Origin of the sequence: Pseudomonas sp. LTGT-11-2Z, assembly GCF_003691445.1 — a bacterium.
Taxonomy (GTDB): Bacteria; Pseudomonadota; Gammaproteobacteria; order Pseudomonadales; family Pseudomonadaceae; genus Aquipseudomonas; species Aquipseudomonas monteilii.
The window spans coordinates 5,207,743-5,225,842 of sequence record NZ_CP033104.1; the positions used below are offsets into that span (position 1 = coordinate 5,207,743).

Annotated in this window: 17 protein-coding genes and 1 tRNA gene; 2 read left to right on the plus strand and 16 right to left on the minus strand. The window is 53.7% G+C overall.

Annotated elements, in window-relative coordinates:
- Positions 1-5: 5 nt before the first annotated feature.
- From iscA to trmJ, 6 genes are all read right to left on the minus strand, one after another.
- Positions 6-329 (minus strand): iron-sulfur cluster assembly protein IscA, encoded by a 324-nt coding sequence (gene iscA, locus D8767_RS24585; RefSeq protein WP_003248536.1) that lies wholly within the window; start codon positions 327-329, stop codon positions 6-8.
- 28 nt (positions 330-357) lie between these two features.
- Complete coding sequence (iscU, locus tag D8767_RS24590) at positions 358-744, minus strand: Fe-S cluster assembly scaffold IscU (protein ID WP_003248539.1); 387 nt, start codon at positions 742-744, stop codon at positions 358-360.
- 46 nt (positions 745-790) lie between these two features.
- Positions 791-2,005: an IscS subfamily cysteine desulfurase gene (locus tag D8767_RS24595; RefSeq protein ID WP_016713208.1), complete on the minus strand. Its 1,215-nt coding sequence runs from the start codon at positions 2,003-2,005 to the stop codon at positions 791-793.
- A gap of 46 nt (positions 2,006-2,051) precedes the next feature.
- Positions 2,052-2,543: a Fe-S cluster assembly transcriptional regulator IscR gene (gene iscR / locus D8767_RS24600; protein ID WP_025753812.1), complete on the minus strand. Its 492-nt coding sequence runs from the start codon at positions 2,541-2,543 to the stop codon at positions 2,052-2,054.
- A gap of 179 nt (positions 2,544-2,722) precedes the next feature.
- Positions 2,723-3,508, minus strand: a complete 786-nt coding sequence (gene cysE / locus D8767_RS24605) for a serine O-acetyltransferase (RefSeq protein WP_016713210.1) — start codon at positions 3,506-3,508, stop codon at positions 2,723-2,725.
- Positions 3,509-3,511: 3 nt separating this feature from the next.
- A complete protein-coding gene (gene trmJ / locus D8767_RS24610) occupies positions 3,512-4,267 on the minus strand; it encodes a tRNA (cytosine(32)/uridine(32)-2'-O)-methyltransferase TrmJ (protein WP_016713211.1) in 756 nt (251 codons plus the stop codon).
- A 151-nt stretch (positions 4,268-4,418) separates the two neighbouring features.
- On the opposite strand from trmJ, the gene suhB reads away from it, so the two are divergent.
- Positions 4,419-5,237 (plus strand): inositol-phosphate phosphatase, encoded by an 819-nt coding sequence (gene suhB, locus D8767_RS24615; protein WP_016713212.1) that lies wholly within the window; start codon positions 4,419-4,421, stop codon positions 5,235-5,237.
- Positions 5,238-5,340: 103 nt separating this feature from the next.
- Here the strand turns inward: suhB and D8767_RS24620 are convergent, their stop codons facing one another.
- The 6 genes from D8767_RS24620 to queA form a co-directional block, all read right to left on the minus strand.
- Complete coding sequence (locus D8767_RS24620; RefSeq protein ID WP_029380268.1) at positions 5,341-5,883, minus strand: glycine zipper 2TM domain-containing protein; 543 nt, start codon at positions 5,881-5,883, stop codon at positions 5,341-5,343.
- A 120-nt stretch (positions 5,884-6,003) separates the two neighbouring features.
- Entirely contained in the window at positions 6,004-6,912 is a 909-nt protein-coding gene (gene secF / locus D8767_RS24625) for a protein translocase subunit SecF (protein WP_016713214.1), read from the minus strand.
- Between the two features lie 10 nt (positions 6,913-6,922).
- Positions 6,923-8,785 carry a protein translocase subunit SecD gene (gene secD, locus D8767_RS24630; protein WP_016713215.1) on the minus strand — a complete coding sequence of 621 codons (1,863 nt, stop codon included), beginning with the start codon at positions 8,783-8,785 and terminating at the stop codon, positions 6,923-6,925.
- A 63-nt stretch (positions 8,786-8,848) separates the two neighbouring features.
- Positions 8,849-9,184, minus strand: a complete 336-nt coding sequence (gene yajC, locus D8767_RS24635; RefSeq protein ID WP_016713216.1) for a preprotein translocase subunit YajC — start codon at positions 9,182-9,184, stop codon at positions 8,849-8,851.
- 43 nt (positions 9,185-9,227) lie between these two features.
- Positions 9,228-10,343, minus strand: coding sequence for a tRNA guanosine(34) transglycosylase Tgt (gene tgt / locus D8767_RS24640; protein ID WP_014589748.1), 1,116 nt, complete (start codon positions 10,341-10,343; stop codon positions 9,228-9,230).
- A gap of 14 nt (positions 10,344-10,357) precedes the next feature.
- Positions 10,358-11,407 carry a tRNA preQ1(34) S-adenosylmethionine ribosyltransferase-isomerase QueA gene (gene queA / locus D8767_RS24645; protein ID WP_016713217.1) on the minus strand — a complete coding sequence of 350 codons (1,050 nt, stop codon included), beginning with the start codon at positions 11,405-11,407 and terminating at the stop codon, positions 10,358-10,360.
- A gap of 106 nt (positions 11,408-11,513) precedes the next feature.
- On the opposite strand from queA, the gene D8767_RS24650 reads away from it, so the two are divergent.
- Positions 11,514-11,598 (plus strand) — tRNA-Leu (locus tag D8767_RS24650).
- A gap of 1,312 nt (positions 11,599-12,910) precedes the next feature.
- On the opposite strand, the gene D8767_RS24655 is transcribed toward D8767_RS24650, so the two are convergent.
- The 4 genes from D8767_RS24655 to D8767_RS24670 form a co-directional block, all read right to left on the minus strand.
- Positions 12,911-15,019 carry a relaxase/mobilization nuclease domain-containing protein gene (locus D8767_RS24655; RefSeq protein WP_080578100.1) on the minus strand — a complete coding sequence of 703 codons (2,109 nt, stop codon included), beginning with the start codon at positions 15,017-15,019 and terminating at the stop codon, positions 12,911-12,913.
- A complete protein-coding gene (gene mobC, locus D8767_RS24660) occupies positions 15,016-15,387 on the minus strand; it encodes a plasmid mobilization relaxosome protein MobC (RefSeq protein WP_033724061.1) in 372 nt (123 codons plus the stop codon). Before mobC ends, D8767_RS24655 begins: the two co-directional genes overlap by 4 nt.
- Before the next feature lie 325 nt (positions 15,388-15,712).
- The gene (locus tag D8767_RS24665; RefSeq protein WP_016713220.1) at positions 15,713-16,258 is read right to left on the minus strand and encodes a hypothetical protein; all 546 of its coding nucleotides are present in this window, start codon (positions 16,256-16,258) and stop codon (positions 15,713-15,715) included.
- A gap of 81 nt (positions 16,259-16,339) precedes the next feature.
- The gene (locus tag D8767_RS24670) at positions 16,340-17,659 is read right to left on the minus strand and encodes a tyrosine-type recombinase/integrase (protein ID WP_080578101.1); all 1,320 of its coding nucleotides are present in this window, start codon (positions 17,657-17,659) and stop codon (positions 16,340-16,342) included.
- Positions 17,660-18,100: the final 441 nt, after the last annotated feature.

The following is an 18,100-nucleotide window of genomic DNA, read 5'->3' on the forward strand; positions in this document are numbered from 1 at the left end:
CAGCCTCAAACGTTGAAGCTTTCGCCGCAGCCACACTCACCGCGCACGTTGGGGTTGTTGAACTTGAAGCCTTCGTTCAACCCTTCCTTGACGAAATCCAGCTCGGTGCCGTCGAGGTAGACCAGGCTCTTGGGATCGATGATCACCTTCACGCCGTGGTTCTCGAACACCTGGTCTTCGTCCGCCAGTTCGTCAACGAACTCCAGCACGTAGGCCAGGCCCGAGCAACCGGTGGTGCGCACGCCCAGGCGAATGCCCTCACCCTTGCCGCGCCCGTCGAGGGAGCGGCGAATGTGGTTGGCGGCGGCTTCTGTCATGCTGATAGCCATCAGGACTCCTTACCTCGCAACAGGCGGCTTAGATCAAGCCTTTCTTCTGCTTGTAATCGCGTACCGCTGCCTTGATGGCATCTTCGGCGAGTACCGAGCAGTGGATCTTGACCGGCGGCAACGCCAGTTCTTCGGCCAGCTGGGTGTTCTTGATGGTCTCGGCTTCGTCCAGGGTCTTGCCCTTCATCCACTCGGTGGCGAGGGAGCTGGAAGCAATGGCCGAACCGCAGCCGTAGGTCTTGAACTTGGCGTCTTCGATAACGCCCTGCTCGTTGACCTTGATTTGCAGACGCATTACGTCACCGCACGCCGGGGCGCCGACCATGCCGGTGCCAACGTCTGGGTCTTCGGCATTCATCTTGCCGACGTTGCGTGGGTTTTCGTAGTGGTCGATGACCTTTTCACTGTATGCCATGGTGCAATTCCTTCCTCATCAGGGAGCCGCTCTTGCCGGCGACTGCTTAGTGGGCGGCCCACTCGATCTTGGAGATGTCAACGCCGTCTTTGTACATGTCCCACAGCGGCGACAGCTCACGCAGTTTGTTGACGGCCTCGCAGACTTTCTGCGCGGCGTAGTCGACTTCTTCTTCGGTGGTGAAACGGCCAAAGGAGAAGCGGATCGAGCTGTGCGCCAGCTCGTCGTTGCGGCCCAGGGCACGCAGTACGTACGAAGGTTCGAGCGACGCGGAGGTGCAGGCCGATCCGGACGAAACGGCGATGTCCTTCAGCGACATCAGCAGCGATTCGCCTTCGACGTAGTTGAAGCTCAGGTTCAGGTTGTGCGGTACGCGGGCAGTCTGGCTGCCGTTGACGTACAGCTCTTCAAGGTCCGAAACCTGCTTGAAGAAGCGGTCGCTCAGGGCCTTGATGCGCGCGTTCTCTGCGACCATTTCCTGCTTGGCGATGGCGAAGGCTTCGCCCATGCCGACAATCTGGTGAGTTGGCAGAGTGCCCGAACGCATGCCGCGCTCATGGCCACCGCCGTGAATGATGGCTTCCAGGCGTACACGCGGCTTACGGCTGACGTACAGCGCGCCGATACCTTTAGGGCCGTAGACCTTGTGCGCCGAGAACGACATCAGGTCGACTTTCATTTTTTGCAGGTCGATTTCGACCTTGCCGGCCGACTGGGCGGCATCGACGTGGAACAGGACGCCGCGCGAGCGGGTCAGTTCACCGATGGCGGCGATGTCGTTGATCGAGCCGACTTCGTTGTTCACGTGCATCAGCGAGACCAGGATGGTGTCGTCGCGCAGCACCGCTTCTACCATGGCCGGGGTGACGATGCCGTCTTCGCCTGGCTCAAGGTAGGTGACTTCGAAACCTTCACGCTCCAGCTGGCGAGCAGTATCCAGGACCGCCTTGTGCTCGATCTTGGAGGTGATGATGTGCTTGCCCTTGGTCTGATAGAAGTGCGCGACGCCTTTCAGCGCGAGGTTGTCGGACTCGGTGGCACCGCTGGTCCAGACGATTTCGCGCGGATCGGCGTTGATCAGCTCGGCAACCTGGCGACGACCGTTCTCGACCGCTTCCTCGGCCTTCCAGCCGAAGACGTGGGAGCGCGAAGCCGGGTTACCGAAGTTCCCGTCGACCAGCAGGCAGTCGGCCATCTTCTGGGCCACGCGTGGGTCGACCGGAGTGGTCGCGGAGTAATCGAGGTAGATCGGCAACTTCATTTGTCTCTCCTATCAGGCGGTGGCGTCGCTCATCGTCCCAGGGGGATCAATCGACGGCGGACGTCTCAATCTTGTCCAGCTGGGCGGTTCGGCCTGCGACACGTCGCAAGTCCTGGCGCTGGGCGACTTCCTGCACCTCACGGCGCATGACGAGGTCGGCCAGGCTGATGCCGCTGAGGAATTCATGGATCTGCTGGCTGAGGTCACACCACAGGTGGTGGGTCAGGCAGGTATCACCGGCATGGCAGTCCCCGAGGCCCTGGCAACGGGTAGCATCGACCGATTCGTTGACCGCATCGATGACCTGGGCCACCTGGATGGTTGCCATGCCCCGCGACAGCTGGTAGCCACCGCCTGGACCGCGCACGCTGGAAACCAGGCTGCTGCGGCGCAACTTGGCGAACAGCTGTTCCAGATAAGAGAGGGAAATGCCCTGGCGCTCGGAAATATCGGCCAAAGACACCGGCCCATGCTGCGCGTGCAACGCCAGGTCGAGCATGGCGGTCACGGCGTATCGGCCTTTGGTAGTCAGTCGCATGGCTATTGGGTACCACGGGAGTTTCGGGATGTGTGCGAGTATGCGATTCCCGAGCATTTAAGTCAACTATAAGACCTACTGCTTTAGTCGGGTTTGCATCGGGGAGGCGGGCGCGAGTGTAGCAGACGAGGGGCGTGAGCACACGCCCCGTATGTCACTATGATTTCAGTGCGGCGCAATCAATGCGACTGAGTGTCGCGCTGGGCCACCTTGGCCTCCTCGGCAAAATCATCTTCCGGCAGGGCTGGCAGCTCCTTGGCGCAGTAGTCGCTCCCCATCTTGGTCAGGGCGCCACACATACCCTCCAGCCGCTCGTCCACCGCTTGCAAGTGGTCGAGCATCTGGCCGATGGCACGCGCCACCGGGTCGGGCATGTCGCCACTGACGCCGTAGGCATCGAAGCCGATCTTCTCGGCCATGGCCTTGCGCTTGGCCTCGACTTCGTTGTCTTCGCTCTTGACGATGATCCGCCCAGGGATGCCCACCGCCGTGGCGCCCGCTGGCACCGCCTTGGTCACCACTGCATTGGAACCAATCTTGGCCCCCGCGCCGACCGTGAACGGGCCCAGCACTTTGGCCCCCGCCCCTACCACCACGCCGTTTTCCAGAGTGGGGTGGCGCTTGCCTTTGTTCCAGCTGGTGCCGCCCAGGGTCACGCCCTGATAAAGGGTGACGTCGTCGCCGATCTCGGCGGTTTCGCCAATAACGATACCCATGCCATGGTCAATGAAGAAGCGCCGGCCAATGGTGGCGCCCGGGTGGATCTCGATACCGGTCAGCCAGCGGCCGAAGTTGGACACCAGCCGGGCCAGCCACTTGAAATCACGCTTCCACAAGGCATTGCCCAGACGGTGCAGCCAGATGGCATGCATGCCGGGGTAGCAGGTGAGCACCTCGAAGGCATTGCGCGCAGCCGGGTCACGGTGGAATACGCTTTGAATATCTTCACGCAGGCGTTCGAACATCTGTCAGTCCTTCCGTTTATGCGGCTCGCCCCGGACCACTTTCTGGGTCTCGGTAAGGATGCCGCGCAAAATGCTCATTTCCGAACGCTCGACCGCCACCCGCCCATAAAGCCGGCGCAAGCGCGGCATCAGGTGCTTGGGTTTTTCCGGGTCGAGGAAGCCGATGCCCACCAGGGTTTTTTCCAGGTGGTCGTAGAACAGCTCCATTTCGTCCATGGTCGCCAGCTCGCTGGCGTCAACCTTCTCGACTTTTTCCGGCGCTGCACCGCCAGCTAGCCACGCCATGCGCACCTCATAGGCGAGCACCTGCACGGCAGCGGCGAGGTTCAGCGAACTGAAGTCGGGGTTGGAGGGAATGTGCACGTGGAAGTGACATCGCTGCAGTTCTTCGTTGGTCAGGCCAGCGTGTTCGCGCCCGAACACCAGGGCGATTTCTTCGCCACCATTGGCATGCTCCACCGCCTTGGCACCGCACTCGCGCGGGCCGATCAACGGCCAGGGAATGCTGCGCTCGCGGGCGCTGGTGCCCATGACCAGGTTGCAGCCGACCAGCGCCTGCTCAAGGCTGTCGACCACCTGGGCGTTATCCAGCACATCGTCGGCGCCCGAGGCACGGGCACTGGCATCCACGGCGGGGAATTCTTTCGGCTGCACCAGCACCAGACGCGACAAGCCCATGTTTTTCATGGCACGCGCAGCGCCGCCGATGTTGCCGGGGTGGCTGGTATTGACCAGAACAACACGAATATTTTGCAGCAAGGTGTTGTGCTCACAGATGCAGGAATCAGGGGCTTCGATCTTACAGAACCGACAGACGTAACGCCATGAAAGCAAATGTGACACTTCTGCCGCCAAAGTTTTCTGCTAGAATGATCGGCTTTCTTCTTTAACATCTCCAGGTGACCCGCCCATGCAGCCTATGCTGAATATCGCCCTGCGCGCCGCTCGCAGCGCCAGTGAACTGATTTTCCGCTCCATCGAACGCCTGGATAGCATCAAGGTGGACGAGAAAGAGGCTAAGGACTACGTTTCCGAGGTTGATCGCGCCGCCGAGCAGAGCATCGTCAACGCCCTGCGCAAGGCGTACCCGAACCACTCCATCCAGGGCGAGGAAACCGGCCTGCACGCGGGTAGCGGCGAAGAAGGCAAGGATTACCTGTGGATCATCGACCCGCTGGACGGCACCACCAACTTCCTGCGTGGCATCCCGCACTTCGCCGTCAGCATCGCCTGCAAATACCGTGGCCGCCTTGAGCACGCCGTGATCGTCGACCCGGTTCGCCAGGAAGAATTCACCGCCAGCCGTGGCCGTGGTGCCCAACTCAATGGCCGTCGCCTGCGCGTCAGCTCGCGCACCAGCCTGGAAGGTGCCCTGTTGGGTACCGGCTTCCCGTTCCGTGACAACCAGATGGCTGACATGGACAACTACCTGGGCATGTTCCGCGCCCTGACTGGCCAGACCGCCGGCATCCGCCGCGCCGGTTCCGCCAGCCTGGACCTGGCCTACGTGGCCGCTGGCCGTTTCGACGCCTTCTGGGAGTCGGGCCTGTCCGAGTGGGACATGGCAGCTGGCGTGCTGCTGATCCAGGAAGCCGGTGGCCTGGTGAGCGACTTCAACGGTGGCCACGACTTCCTCGACAAGGGCCACATCGTTGCAGGCAACATCAAGTGCTTCAAGGCCGTACTGACGGCCATCCAGCCGCACCTGCCAGAGAGCATGAAGCGCTAAGCGCAGATCGCCGGAAAGCAAAAAGCACCCCTCGGGGTGCTTTTTTTTGCCTGACAGCTTTGCATTGCCTGCACCGACCTCATCGCCGGCACAGGCAACAAGATCACTGCCCTGCCTCGCTCAGGATCAGCTTGCCATTCTTGTCCACTGGAATGGTCGCCCCCGGCTCACGGTCCATCTTCACCTTGCCGACCTGATCGCCAAGAGTGTAGGTCACGTTGTAGCCCACCACCTTCTCACTGATGTCATTCACCGTGTTGCAGCGAGTTTGCGTGGTGGTGTAGGTGTCACGCTCCTGCATGCCTTCCTGCACCTTGTTACCGGCATAACCGCCACCGACCGCACCGGCCACGGTGGCGATCTTCTTGCCGGTGCCGCCGCCAATCTGGTTACCCAGCAAACCACCGGCGATTGCACCCACCACAGTACCGGCAATCTGGTGCTGGTCCTTGACCGGTGCCTGACGCGTCACGGCGACGTCCTTGCAGACCTCGCGCGGAGTTTTTACCTGTTGTTTGATCGGTTGCACGTCGGTGACCTGCGCATACTCAGGCCCCTTGTTGACCAAGCTGTAGGTCGCCACAGCACCTCCGGCAGTTACACCGACAGCACCCAGTACCGCACCCACCAGCATTGATTTGTTCACATGAACCTCCTGATCATACCTGCGGGGGTTAGCCCGCCTTCTCCCAGCCTTGGAGCAAAAAAAAAGGCGCGAGTTCAATACTCGCGCCTTTCGGGCAGCCAAACGGCGTGAGACAAGCCTTTATGGGCGCTCGTCCACACCTTCCGCCTTGGCCGGCGGGATCAGGTCTTCGCTGTTCAGGTTCAGCCAGATCAGTACCACGTTGGCGATGTAGATCGACGAGTAGGTACCAGCCATGACGCCGATGAACAGGGCCAGCGAGAAGCCGAACAGGTTATCGCCACCGAAGAACAGCAGCGCGGCAATGGCCAGCAAGGTCGAGACCGAGGTGGCGATGGTACGCAGCAGGGTCTGGGTGGTGGAAACGTTGATGTTTTCGATCAACGATGCCTTGCGCATGACGCGGAAGTTCTCACGCACCCGGTCGAATACCACGATGGTGTCGTTCAGCGAGTAACCGATGATCGCCAGCACCGCTGCCAGCACCGTCAGGTCGAAGGTGATCTGGAAGAACGACAGGATACCCAGGGTGACCACCACGTCGTGGATCAGCGAAACGATCGCGCCCACGGCGAACTTCCACTGGAAGCGGAAGGCCAGGTAGATGAGGATGCCGCCCAAGGCCAGGAGCATGCCCATGCCGCCCTGGTCGCGCAGCTCTTCACCTACCTGCGGGCCGACGAACTCGACACGCTTGAGGGTGGCCGGGTTGTCACCGCCCGCCTTTTGCAGGGCAGCAGCTACCTTGTTACCCAGTTGCGGGTCATCGCCCGGCATACGCACCAGCAGGTCGGTGGTGGCGCCGAAGCTCTGCACCACAGCCTCGTGGAACCCGGAATCGACCAGCTCGGCGCGCACCGCCTTGAGGTCGGCCGGGCGCTCGTAGGTCAGCTCGATCAGCGTACCGCCGGTGAAGTCCAGGCCAAAGTTCAGGCCTTTCTGCCACCAGCTGAACAGCGCCAGCACGGTGAGGAGCACGGTAATGGCGAACGCGACATTGCGCACGCCCATGAAGTTGATGGTTTTCATCGCAGCTCCCTCAAACCCACAGCTTCTTGATGTCACGCCCGCCGCAGGTCAGGTTGACCATTGCACGGGTCACCATGACGGCGGTGAACATCGAGGTGAAAATCCCGAGGGACATGGTGACCGCAAAGCCTTTGACCGGGCCGGTACCCATGGCGAACAGGATGCCGCCGACCAGCAGGCTGGTCAGGTTGGCGTCGATGATCGCGGTGTAGGCGCGGTTGAAGCCTTCGTGGATGGCGCGCTGTACCGACATGCCGGCGTTCAGCTCTTCGCGGATACGCGAGAAGATCAGTACGTTGGCGTCTACCGCCATACCCATGGTCAACACGATACCGGCAATACCCGGCAGGGTCAGGGTGGCGCCCAGCAGCGACATCAGTGCCAGCAGCAGCACCATGTTGCCCGCCAGGGCAATGGTGGCGATCACGCCGAAGCCGCGGTAGATGGCGATGATGAACAGCGAGACGAACAGCATGCCCCACAGCGATGCATCGATACCCTTGGTGATGTTGTCGGCACCCAGGCTTGGGCCAATGGTACGTTCTTCAGCGAAGTACATTGGCGCAGCCAGACCACCGGCACGCAGCAGCAGGGCCAGTTCGGACGATTCGCCCTGGCCGTTCAGGCCAGTGATGCGGAACTGGCTACCCAGCGGCGACTGGATGGTCGCCAGGCTGATGATTTTCTTCTCTTCCACGAAGCTTTGTACGGCAACGTCCTTCTCGACGCCGTCGACGGTCTGCTTGACGTAGCGGGTGACAGGCTTCTGCTCGATGAAGATCACCGCCATGCTGCGACCCACGTTGCTGCGGGTAGCGCGGCTCATCAGCTCGCCACCGTGGCCATCCAGGCGGATGTTCACCTGTGGGCGGCCGTGCTCGTCAAAGCTGGCCTGGGCGTCGGTTACCTGGTCACCGGTGATGATCAGGCCACGCTCTACAGGGGCGGAGCGGCCGCCTTCGCGGAACTCGAACACCTCGGTAGTGGCCTTGGACGCGCCTGGCTCGGCACCGAAGCGGAACTCCAGGTTGGCCGTTTTACCGAGAATACGCTTGGCTTCGGCAGTGTCCTGCACACCTGGCAGCTCGACCACGATACGGTTGGCGCCCTGGCGCTGTACCAGCGGCTCAGCCACGCCCAGCTCGTTCACGCGGTTGCGCACGGTGGTGAGGTTCTGCTTGATCGAGTATTCGCGGATTTCGGCAACTTTTGCCTGGGTCAGCGCCAGACGCAGCACCGCAAGCTCGTTGCGCTCGGTGGTGGTCAGGTCGAAGTCATTGAAATTCTTGCGGATCAGGGCACGCGCCTGTTCGCGGGTAGCATCGTCAGCGAAGCCCAGCATGATGCCGCCATCCTGCTGAGGCAGGCTGCGGTAGCGGACGCGCTCTTTGCGCAGCAAGGTCTTGACCTCGCCTTCGTAGACTTTCATGCGGGCCGTCATGGCCTTGTCCATGTCCACTTCCAGCAGGAAGTGCACACCACCGGACAGGTCCAGGCCCAGCTTCATCGGGCTTGCACCCAGATTGCGCAACCATTGCGGGGTAGTCTGGGCCAGGTTCAGGGCCACGACGTAATCATCGCCCAGCGCCTTGCGCACGACATCCTTGGCTGGCAGTTGGTCTTCCTGGTTGGTCAGGCGGATCAGCCCGCTGCCCTTCTCGCCCAGGCTTGCGCCCTTGACGGCGATCTTGGCATCGACCAGCGCCTTGCTGACGCGATCGAGGTCGGCCTGGTTCACCTGCAGCGCCGAGCTGGCACCGCTGATCTGCACCGCAGGGTCATCCGGGTAGAGGTTGGGAGCGGAATAAATGAAACCGACCACCAGTACCAGCACGATCAGTGCATATTTCCACAGAGGGTATTTGTTCAGCATCACGCCGCCCGTTCAAGACGCGGGGCGCGTTGCGCGCCCCGACTGGAAAGAAAAAACGGTAACTCAGATAGCCTTGAGCGTACCTTTTGGCAGGGTGGCCGCAATGGCACCCTTCTGGAACTTCAGTTCGACGTTGTCGGACACTTCCAGTACCACGAAGTCATCGGAAACCTTGATAATCTTGCCGGCGATGCCGCCGTTGGTGACAACTTCGTCACCTTTCTGCAAGTTGCTCAGCAGGTTCTTCTGCTCTTTGGCGCGTTTGGCCTGCGGGCGCCAGATCATCAGGTAGAAGATGACCAGGAAACCGACCAGGAAAATCCACTCGAAGCCAGTACCGGCTGGGCCGGCGGCGGGTGCTGCTGCGTCCGCGTAGGCGGCGGGGATCAAGAAGCTCATTGGGCACTCCTAATGTAAATTTTCTAATAATGTGTGCGAATAGTCAGTCCAAAGGCGGCACAGGCAGCCCGCGCTTGGCGTAGAAGGCGTCGACAAAGGCGGCCAATTTACCCTGTTGAATAGCCTCGCGTAAACCGGCCATCAAGCGCTGGTAATGGCGCAAGTTGTGGATGGTATTCAGCATGCTGCTCAGCATTTCGCCGCACTTGTCCAGGTGATGCAGATAGGCGCGGGAGAAGTTGGTGCAGGTGTAGCAGTCACAGGTCGGATCCAGCGGCGATTCATCGTGGCGATGGAACGCGTTGCGGATCTTGATCACCCCTGTATCGACGAACAGATGGCCGTTGCGCGCATTACGCGTCGGCATCACGCAGTCGAACATGTCGACGCCGCGGCGCACACCCTCAACGAGATCTTCCGGTTTGCCTACCCCCATAAGGTAACGAGGTTTGTCAGCAGGCATCTGGCCCGGCAGGTAATCCAGCACCTTGATCATTTCGTGCTTGGGTTCGCCCACCGACAGGCCGCCGATGGCCAGGCCGTCGAAGCCGATGTTTTCCAGGCCTTCCAGCGAGCGCATGCGCAGGTCCTGGTACATCCCGCCCTGGACGATACCGAACAGTGCTGCGGTGTTGTCGGCGTGGGCGTTCTTCGAGCGCTGGGCCCAGCGCAGCGACAGCTCCATGGAGGTGCGCGCCACGTCATGCTCGGCCGGGTACGGGGTGCACTCGTCGAAGATCATCACCACGTCCGAGCCCAGGTCACGCTGCACCTGCATCGACTCTTCCGGGCCCATGAACACTTTCGAGCCATCGACTGGCGAGGCAAAGGTCACGCCCTCTTCCTTGATCTTGCGCATGGCACCCAGGCTGAACACCTGGAAGCCACCCGAGTCAGTGAGGATCGGGCCTTTCCACTGCATGAAGTCGTGCAGGCCGTTGTGCTTCTTGATCACCTCGGTGCCTGGGCGCAGCCACAGGTGGAAGGTGTTGCCCAGGATCATCTCGGCGCCAATGGCCTCGATATCGCGTGGCAGCATGCCCTTGACCGTGCCGTAGGTGCCCACCGGCATGAACGCCGGGGTTTCCACGGTGCCACGAGGGAAGGTGATGCGACCACGACGGGCCTTGCCGTCGGTGGCCAGCAGTTCGAAGGACATTCGACAGGTGCGACTCATGCTTGATCCTCGGGGCCGCGTGGCGCCGGATTGCGGGTGATGAACATGGCATCACCGTAACTGAAGAAGCGGTACCCGTTCTCGACCGCCGCCGCGTAGGCGGCCATGGTCTCGGGGTAGCCGGCGAAGGCCGAGACCAGCATCAGCAGCGTGGACTCCGGCAGGTGGAAGTTGGTGACCAGGGCGTCGACCACATGGAACGGCCGGCCTGGGTAAATAAAGATGTCGGTGTCGCCGCTGAAGGCCTTGAGCACGCCATCACGTGCCGCGCTTTCCAGCGAACGCACACTGGTGGTGCCAACCGCGATCACCCGGCCGCCGCGTGCGCGGCAGGCTTCGATGGCATCGACCACATCCTGGCTCACTTCGAGCCACTCTTTATGCATGTGGTGGTCTTCGATCTTGTCGACCCGCACCGGCTGGAAGGTGCCCGCCCCCACGTGCAGGGTCACGAAGGCCCGCTCCACGCCCTTGGCGGCGATCTTTTCCAGCAGCGCCTCGTCGAAGTGCAGGCCCGCTGTGGGCGCTGCAACCGCACCGGCACGCTGGGCGTACACGGTCTGGTAACGCTCACGGTCGGCGCCCTCGTCCGGGCGGTCGATGTAAGGCGGCAGCGGCATGTGGCCGACGCGGTCGAGCAGTGGCAGCACCTCTTCGGTGAACCGCAGCTCGAACAGCGTGTCGTGGCGCGCGACCATTTCGGCCTCGCCACCGCCATCGATGAGGATGACCGCGCCTTCTTTCGGCGCCTTGCTGGCACGCACATGGGCCAGCACCCGGTGGCTGTCGAGCACACGCTCCACCAGCACTTCCAGCTTGCCGCCGGAGGCTTTCTGGCCAAACAACCGCGCCGGAATCACCCGGGTGTTGTTGAACACCATCAGGTCGCCGGGGCGCAGGTAGTCGAGCAAGTCGGGGAATTGCCGGTGCGACAGCGCGCCGGTCGGCCCATCGAGCACCAGCAGACGGCTGCCATGGCGCTCGGCCAACGGGTGGCGGGCGATCAGGGAATCAGGGAGTTCGAAGGAGAAATCGGCGACACGCATGATGATGTTCGGTTCGGCAGGGCCGGGAAGTTTAGCCCAATGTGTGAAAATTGACCATGAAAGCCGATTGACCGACCAGCGGCAGCTCTCTATACTGCGCGCCACTGCCCTGATGGCGGAATTGGTAGACGCGGCGGATTCAAAATCCGTTTTCGAAAGGAGTGGGAGTTCGAGTCTCCCTCGGGGCACCATCATTTTCCTTGTAAATCAAGGACTTAGAGAAGGGGTAGAAAGAAATTTCTACCCCTTTTTCTATCCAAAAAATCTACCCTTCTCAAACCCATTTCCCTCGGAAAATGCGGCCCCAAGCATCACACCACGCAAAACCAAGATCATACACTAACAAAAAAGTCAATAGATTTTATGGGTACTCAAAAACCTTCGCTTCTCCGGCAAGGTCGATTTTTGTGGTTGAACTTGTTCAAGCATGAAAATTGAGCACATATAAAATCTTATATAAAAGCACCGATTAAGGCCTAACCCTAAGCTTTAAAATTTGTGAATTATTGTCCGACCTTAAATATATTTTCAATTTACTATTGACACGATATTTTGTTGAATTTAAGCCATTAATTGACGCTCATCAAAATAAAAAACTCAAAAAAATTCATGGAAAAATTAAAATAATATCGGACTCAATTTTCAAATAACTAACGGATTCGGACAAAATACGCAACGTTTTTATTCTCGGTATTGTTATACACGAAAGAAATTTCAGGCTCTAAAAATGGCTATTTTATGAGTTTCATTTCTTGGAAAAATTGCTGGCCTTCGACGCGTTCCTCCTTATTGGCGAACTTGGCTCACAATATCCAGATGGTTTTATACGTTCTTAAATGTGCATTTCAACGTGGATGTGAGATTTTAGGTATATAACTATCAACCTGTTGCACATCGCTTGAATTTGACCCATTTAAATCATCGCAGCAGAAAATTTTAAGGGGTTAGGGGTTAGGTCATGCGGGTGTGGGTGTGTACGTGTACGTGTACGTGTCTTGAAAACCCTAAGGGGTTTCCGCTTTTAAAGCTTTACCAGCTAAGCTCTTTCAGGCATAGCTGGTCTTCCTTGTTTAAGAGTTAAAAACAAGTTTCGCTCGCCTGAAATTTTCAGGGTCTAAATCAGTAATACTCAGTTTAGACTTTGAACACTTAATGGTTGTATTAGCACCACACCGGAACCCTGTTCAACATATATCTCTATATGGCTGGCGGGTTGAGAAATTTCCAGTATCCCCGTTTTATTTCTCTTCGCTTGAACAACGAAACAATCACCTATATTTCCTACATTGTTCAAGGCGTGAATACTGAATTTATTATAGTTATGGAATTTTTAAGGCAAGAGAGACTTGAAGAGTTAAAATTATATGTTATAACTTTAATTACAAGTTGAAACTGCCGCAATCAGCATCAACGCCGAACCCTGAATACTAACCATATTCGGGGTTCACTTATTTATGTTTTAGCATTTCCATTCTAAAAGTCAAATTATAGTCCGTCTAAATGCTAACACGGTTTGTATCTAATTTTTCTTTTGCTTTTCACATCTGCGTTTTTCAACTCTCCATCAATTGGAGCACCTGAACCATCATCATCAATTAGCTTTTGAACATAAGCTGAACATATTTCACGCTCATGGTTATCTAATTGATTAACTTTCTCCGTGATATCATCATACAGAGCCGCGTCTGGAATAATATTGCCGTTGCCTTCTAAAACGTCTTGAACATGCCTTAATATTTCAATCTTCTTGTAGTCCGTATGTTTATCAATAAGGCTTTCAATAAAGTCATGAAAATCAGTTTCTATATTTGCAATATGTGCGGCTTCAATTTTTTCTTGATACTCTTGTGTTGATTTCAATTCGTCAATCTTGTCACTCAATATCTGATTAAATTCCTCTTTCAACGCTCTGCCAGCATCAGCATATGCGGTTGCTATTTCATGATTGATACTAATGAACTCATCATGTTGAAATGCCGGTGCATTTTCCATGTTTGAACCAAAGCAGATGCGGCAAGTTATGCTGCCGTGTGTAACGCAAAGCATGTCTGTTGTGACCTTTGACAAAATTTCTTTAAAGCTATCCACTGGGGATGTTTTGTCACTGAACTCATCTTCCAGTTCATCAAATAAGCTATCGAAATTGCTTTCCTGTTCAACTTGCTTTGTAGGCTCTACAAGCTGTTCTGGTTCGTTTTGAACGGGTGTAGACATGACAGGTGGAGCAATAGGTTCTACTGGTTTAGGTGGCTCTACGGCGACCGTAGGAGCTTCTGGTTTGGGTTCTGGCTTCTTGTTCATAGAAGCATATTGCTCTTGGGCTTTCTTCACCAGCTCCAAATCTGCTTGGGTTGGGGTGTAACCTTCAAGCTTAAAGCCTTTGGCTTCCAATCCCATCAACTGAAATTCAAGCCATATATTTTTCTTGAAGAAATTAGGCCCATTCACTGTGAATGATTGTGGTGGTTTGGCGTCAGCAACAAGTCTTTGAATGCCAGCCTTTGCTGACTGTCTTGATAAATCATGGAATGAAACTTTTGACGGGTCTTTGTAATACTCGAATGATTTCTTGCTGCTGGCTGTGTTATAGAAATATTCAACCTTATCACTGTGCTGGATAAATTTAAACTTAGTAGCAAGTACTGAGTTAGGTTTAATTTTTCTCATGTAGTCAGGTTCTGCTTCAGTTGAAGCAATAGAGCAATCTTCGTATTCCTTAATGCTGTGCTTGTCTTTTAACGTCTGCTCAAATCCAGTGTCTTCACCTAGTTTCGCTTTAAGTGTTTTGTAAGATAGGCCAAGCTCGGATGCTTTGAATATCTGGTCTTCATGTTGAATGGAAAAAGAAGTTTTCCCATTATGGATAACGTTGTATCCGTTATCTGTGATTTTGTTTATGAAGTCACTCGGGGACTTGGACTGTTGTAGGAGTGTTTTTAAATCTTCTTTCATTTCTTCCTTGTTTGAAATTATCCCACGTATTTCAAGCATGCGTTCATTAGATGATGGAAGCTTCTCTGAATACTTTTTATTGATTGCATTGGCAATTGCTCTTTTCTTGACAGCTTCACTTTTACCTTTTAGGTCTGGATGATTCTCCAATCTGTCAATGTCTGTTGCAATTCTGTTCTCTGGTTTGATTAGTCCATATCTGTTTTCTAACTTGTCACATTCTCTTTCTATCTTGCGATAGTCATTGCCAACATTATAACAATTACCATCAAAGTCTTTTATCGACCATACAATATGAACATGAACCTCGTCGGTATCAATGTGAACACCTAACGCATATTTCCTGTTTGAAAGTTTGTGCGTGGCTTCATACAGTTCTTTTGCAATACATCGGGCTTGCTCTGGTGTGAGATTATCATTTGTGTGAAAGCTGACCACGTCGTGCTGGGTTCTAACTGATTGCTTTCTACCTCTCTTGCTGTCACCCATATCACTTTCAATTGATTGTGATATAGCTTTTGCAATTTCCTTCTCTGAGGCATTCAAGGGCGTGTAAATATTGGACTCGAATAAAACGCAGCCCTCTTCTTTGTTGAAGTATTTGGCTGTTTTGTAAATTCCTGATTTGGATTTCTGAGTGCTTAGCTTTTTACGTATCATGACTTGCCTACGACATTAAGTTTCTCCTTTTTCAATTTGCTCAAAATTGCAGAAAGTATTTTTATATTCTTGTCTAGTTCGGTTAACATCTTTAAAATGTCACAAGATGGTGTCTCATTTGCATTTAGGCTTTTGGCTATTTGATTTAGGTTGTTTCCATACCCACCAAGAAACCTTTCAATCTTATCAATGTCTTGTCTAAGTTCAGGGTGGGTGACTTCGATAATTTCACTGACACCATTGTTGATGATATGAGAAATAAAGCCGGACTGGCTTTTGTTCATCAACGCTCTTTGATGTTCAATCTTGTTGAAATCACTTTCGGATATTCTTACATTCATTTGTCTTGGTTTTTTATCATCACTCATACATTCCTCATGGTTGTTGATTTGTTTTTGATTTTAATTTTTCAAACGTAGTGCGAAAAATCGAGCGTAAATGTAAGCAATGAACGAAGTGAGTTGCTATACATTTACATTGCTCGCATATAAAGAATTCAAACTACTAATATCAAGTTACCATATATTAAAATGTTTTCAAGTTTGTATAGCGTTCAGTAAGTATGGCAGCTGTATAGCAAGTCATCGGCAAAGTTATGTAGCACTGTATAGCAACGTATAGTAGTGTATAGCACGCATAAAAAAGCCACCTCATTAGGTGGCCTTGGGGATTAAATATACGGCACACTATACTCTAGAAAATCATACCTCTGTCATCTGCTGATTTCAAACGGTCACCATGAGGGCTTTTATTAAACTGCTCAACCTTCTTATAGGTCATCAGCTTCTTGGGACTATCCGCATCGTATTTGCTAGAGAAAGCTTGAAACTCGTTTTCGCCTACGGTTTTGATATGAATCTGGAGTTCGGGGCTTTCCATTCCGTAGAGTTCAACAAAACCTGTAATTTCACTTTGCCTAGCAATCATGATTGCTTCTTTACTCACTTTGTCGTAAGTATAAAAAGTAGCTTTAACCATAATGGCGTTGCCCAAAGAGGTGTCGGCTCTACCAAAGTATTTGTTGTCATAAGCTTCAAAGACTACGCCACCATTCATTTCTTTGGTCTGGCCAAGCCATTTGTAGCCCTCAATGACCTTAGCTACTGACTTAATAGGGCCGGAATATTCAACGCTAGTCCTATCGTGGTCAAGCTCTACTCTCTCGTAAGCCTGAACGGTAGATGCTAAGGATGATGCGGCCAGAACTACTGAAAAACACAATCCGATGGTTTTCTTCATCACTCTTCCTTGCCATTCAATGAAAATAGGTAAGCCATCACTATGCTACCACAAGGAAAGATTCTAACTCCAGCGTGAAATTTAGACTGAAAACTTGTATTTCAAATTTTCAACAGCTTTCAATTTGGCGGGTGGCGTCGGACCTTCTGAGTATCTATCAAAAGTCATTCTTAGCAGCCCATCTGCTTTGTGACCAACCAAGGATATGATGACAAGGTTCTTAACGTCAGCACGTTCTAACGTTGTGATTACAGTTTTCCGTATGCTGTGGAAAACGCATCGCTTATCAAAGCCAAGCTCTGTTTTGAATACCGAGAACTGATTACCTAAGCCCTTGGATTTTGTTTCATACTTGCCGCCTTTGCTTGTTTTCAACAAATAGCCATCGTCCGACGAACTTACAAGCCGGTTTACGGTTTTCATAAGAGCCGGGTGGATTGGAACAAAACGAACAGATGCTTGTGTTTTACCTTCTGTGATATGAAAACAATCAACACCATCTTCTTTAACAACTGACGATGTTTTCAAACGGCAAATCTCTTCAATCCGTGCCCCGGTGTAGGCTGCTATCTCAATCAAGTCGGCTAGCTGACGCTTACCTTTCTCGACTGCCTTACTATGCAAGGTATTGACTTCATCAGCCGTAAACGCTCGTCGTTCGTCCTCTTTGAGCGTTCCACGTCTGACTTGGCTCAATTCATGACTTTTAAAAGGATTGATTGGATAATGCTCTTTGAACGGTGGCTCTTTCTTAATCAAGAAATTATAAAAAGCATTAAACGAAAACAAATATTGCTTCTTGGTCTTCGGCTCAAGGTTTTTTGATATCAAGAATGAAGCTACTGCTTCATAGTCTAGAAGCAGATTTTCCGACTTTAAAAACGCATCAAGAGCCTTAATTCTCTTGATATGTCTATCGACGGTATTCAAGTCAACCTTTCGTTGATTTAGTTCATAGTTATAAAAAGCATCAAGGCGACTTTTAAAAAATGGAGTTTTGGGTGAATAATCCGAGCGACCAGCAGCAATATCAATCGCTTCATTAACAAGGTCGATACTTAACTTTTTATCATGTGCATACTGGATTACTTCAAAGCCCATTTTTGCTTCACTGGTTGGAGCTTTTCCTTGAATTTTATCAAGATTTATAGCCCGTTGGTGCTTTTCAACTATTTGAAGAACGTCATCACGAAAATTACCGATTTCACCCCTCCGGGCTTTTTCAATTTCGGCTTTCCATTGGTGTAACCATCTTAATTTAAGAACGTGGGCTTCCGAGCGGTTGCCGGTTTTGAGACTTTTAGTCAGCACCTTACGCCCGGCGAAGGCTTCCCGTGCAGCCTCTGGAACGTCCAGTCGGACGTGGTAGGTGCCAGATTTCAAGACTAAAAAATCGGTCATAGCAGTAGCCCTTGGCTAGTCATTTCTACCCAAAATTCTATCCAAAATTTCTACCCAAAGCCACTGGAAGCCTCTAAATACGCGGGCTCACTGGCTTGCAGCATAATTTTGAGGGAGTTCGAGTCTCCCTCGGGGCACCAAGATCCGAAAAAAACCGACCTTATGGTCGGTTTTTTTTCGCCTGAATTTTGATCTCTCGTACAGATCGCAAATTGCACGGCCACTGTAGAAAGCAAGGCTGCGTTCGATATCACTGACAATGAGTTCAGGCACGAGCGCATTCGTTTCAACCATTCTTGAGTCCTTTCAATTCCCCAAACGAAGACAACGCGGAAGGCCCAAAGCCCCTTGTCAATTTGACGCCGCCTCAATGACTTCAAGGCCTCCAGCCATGCATGAAGCCTATTGGCCACGATATGCGCTAGCGCTTAACCTGTCACT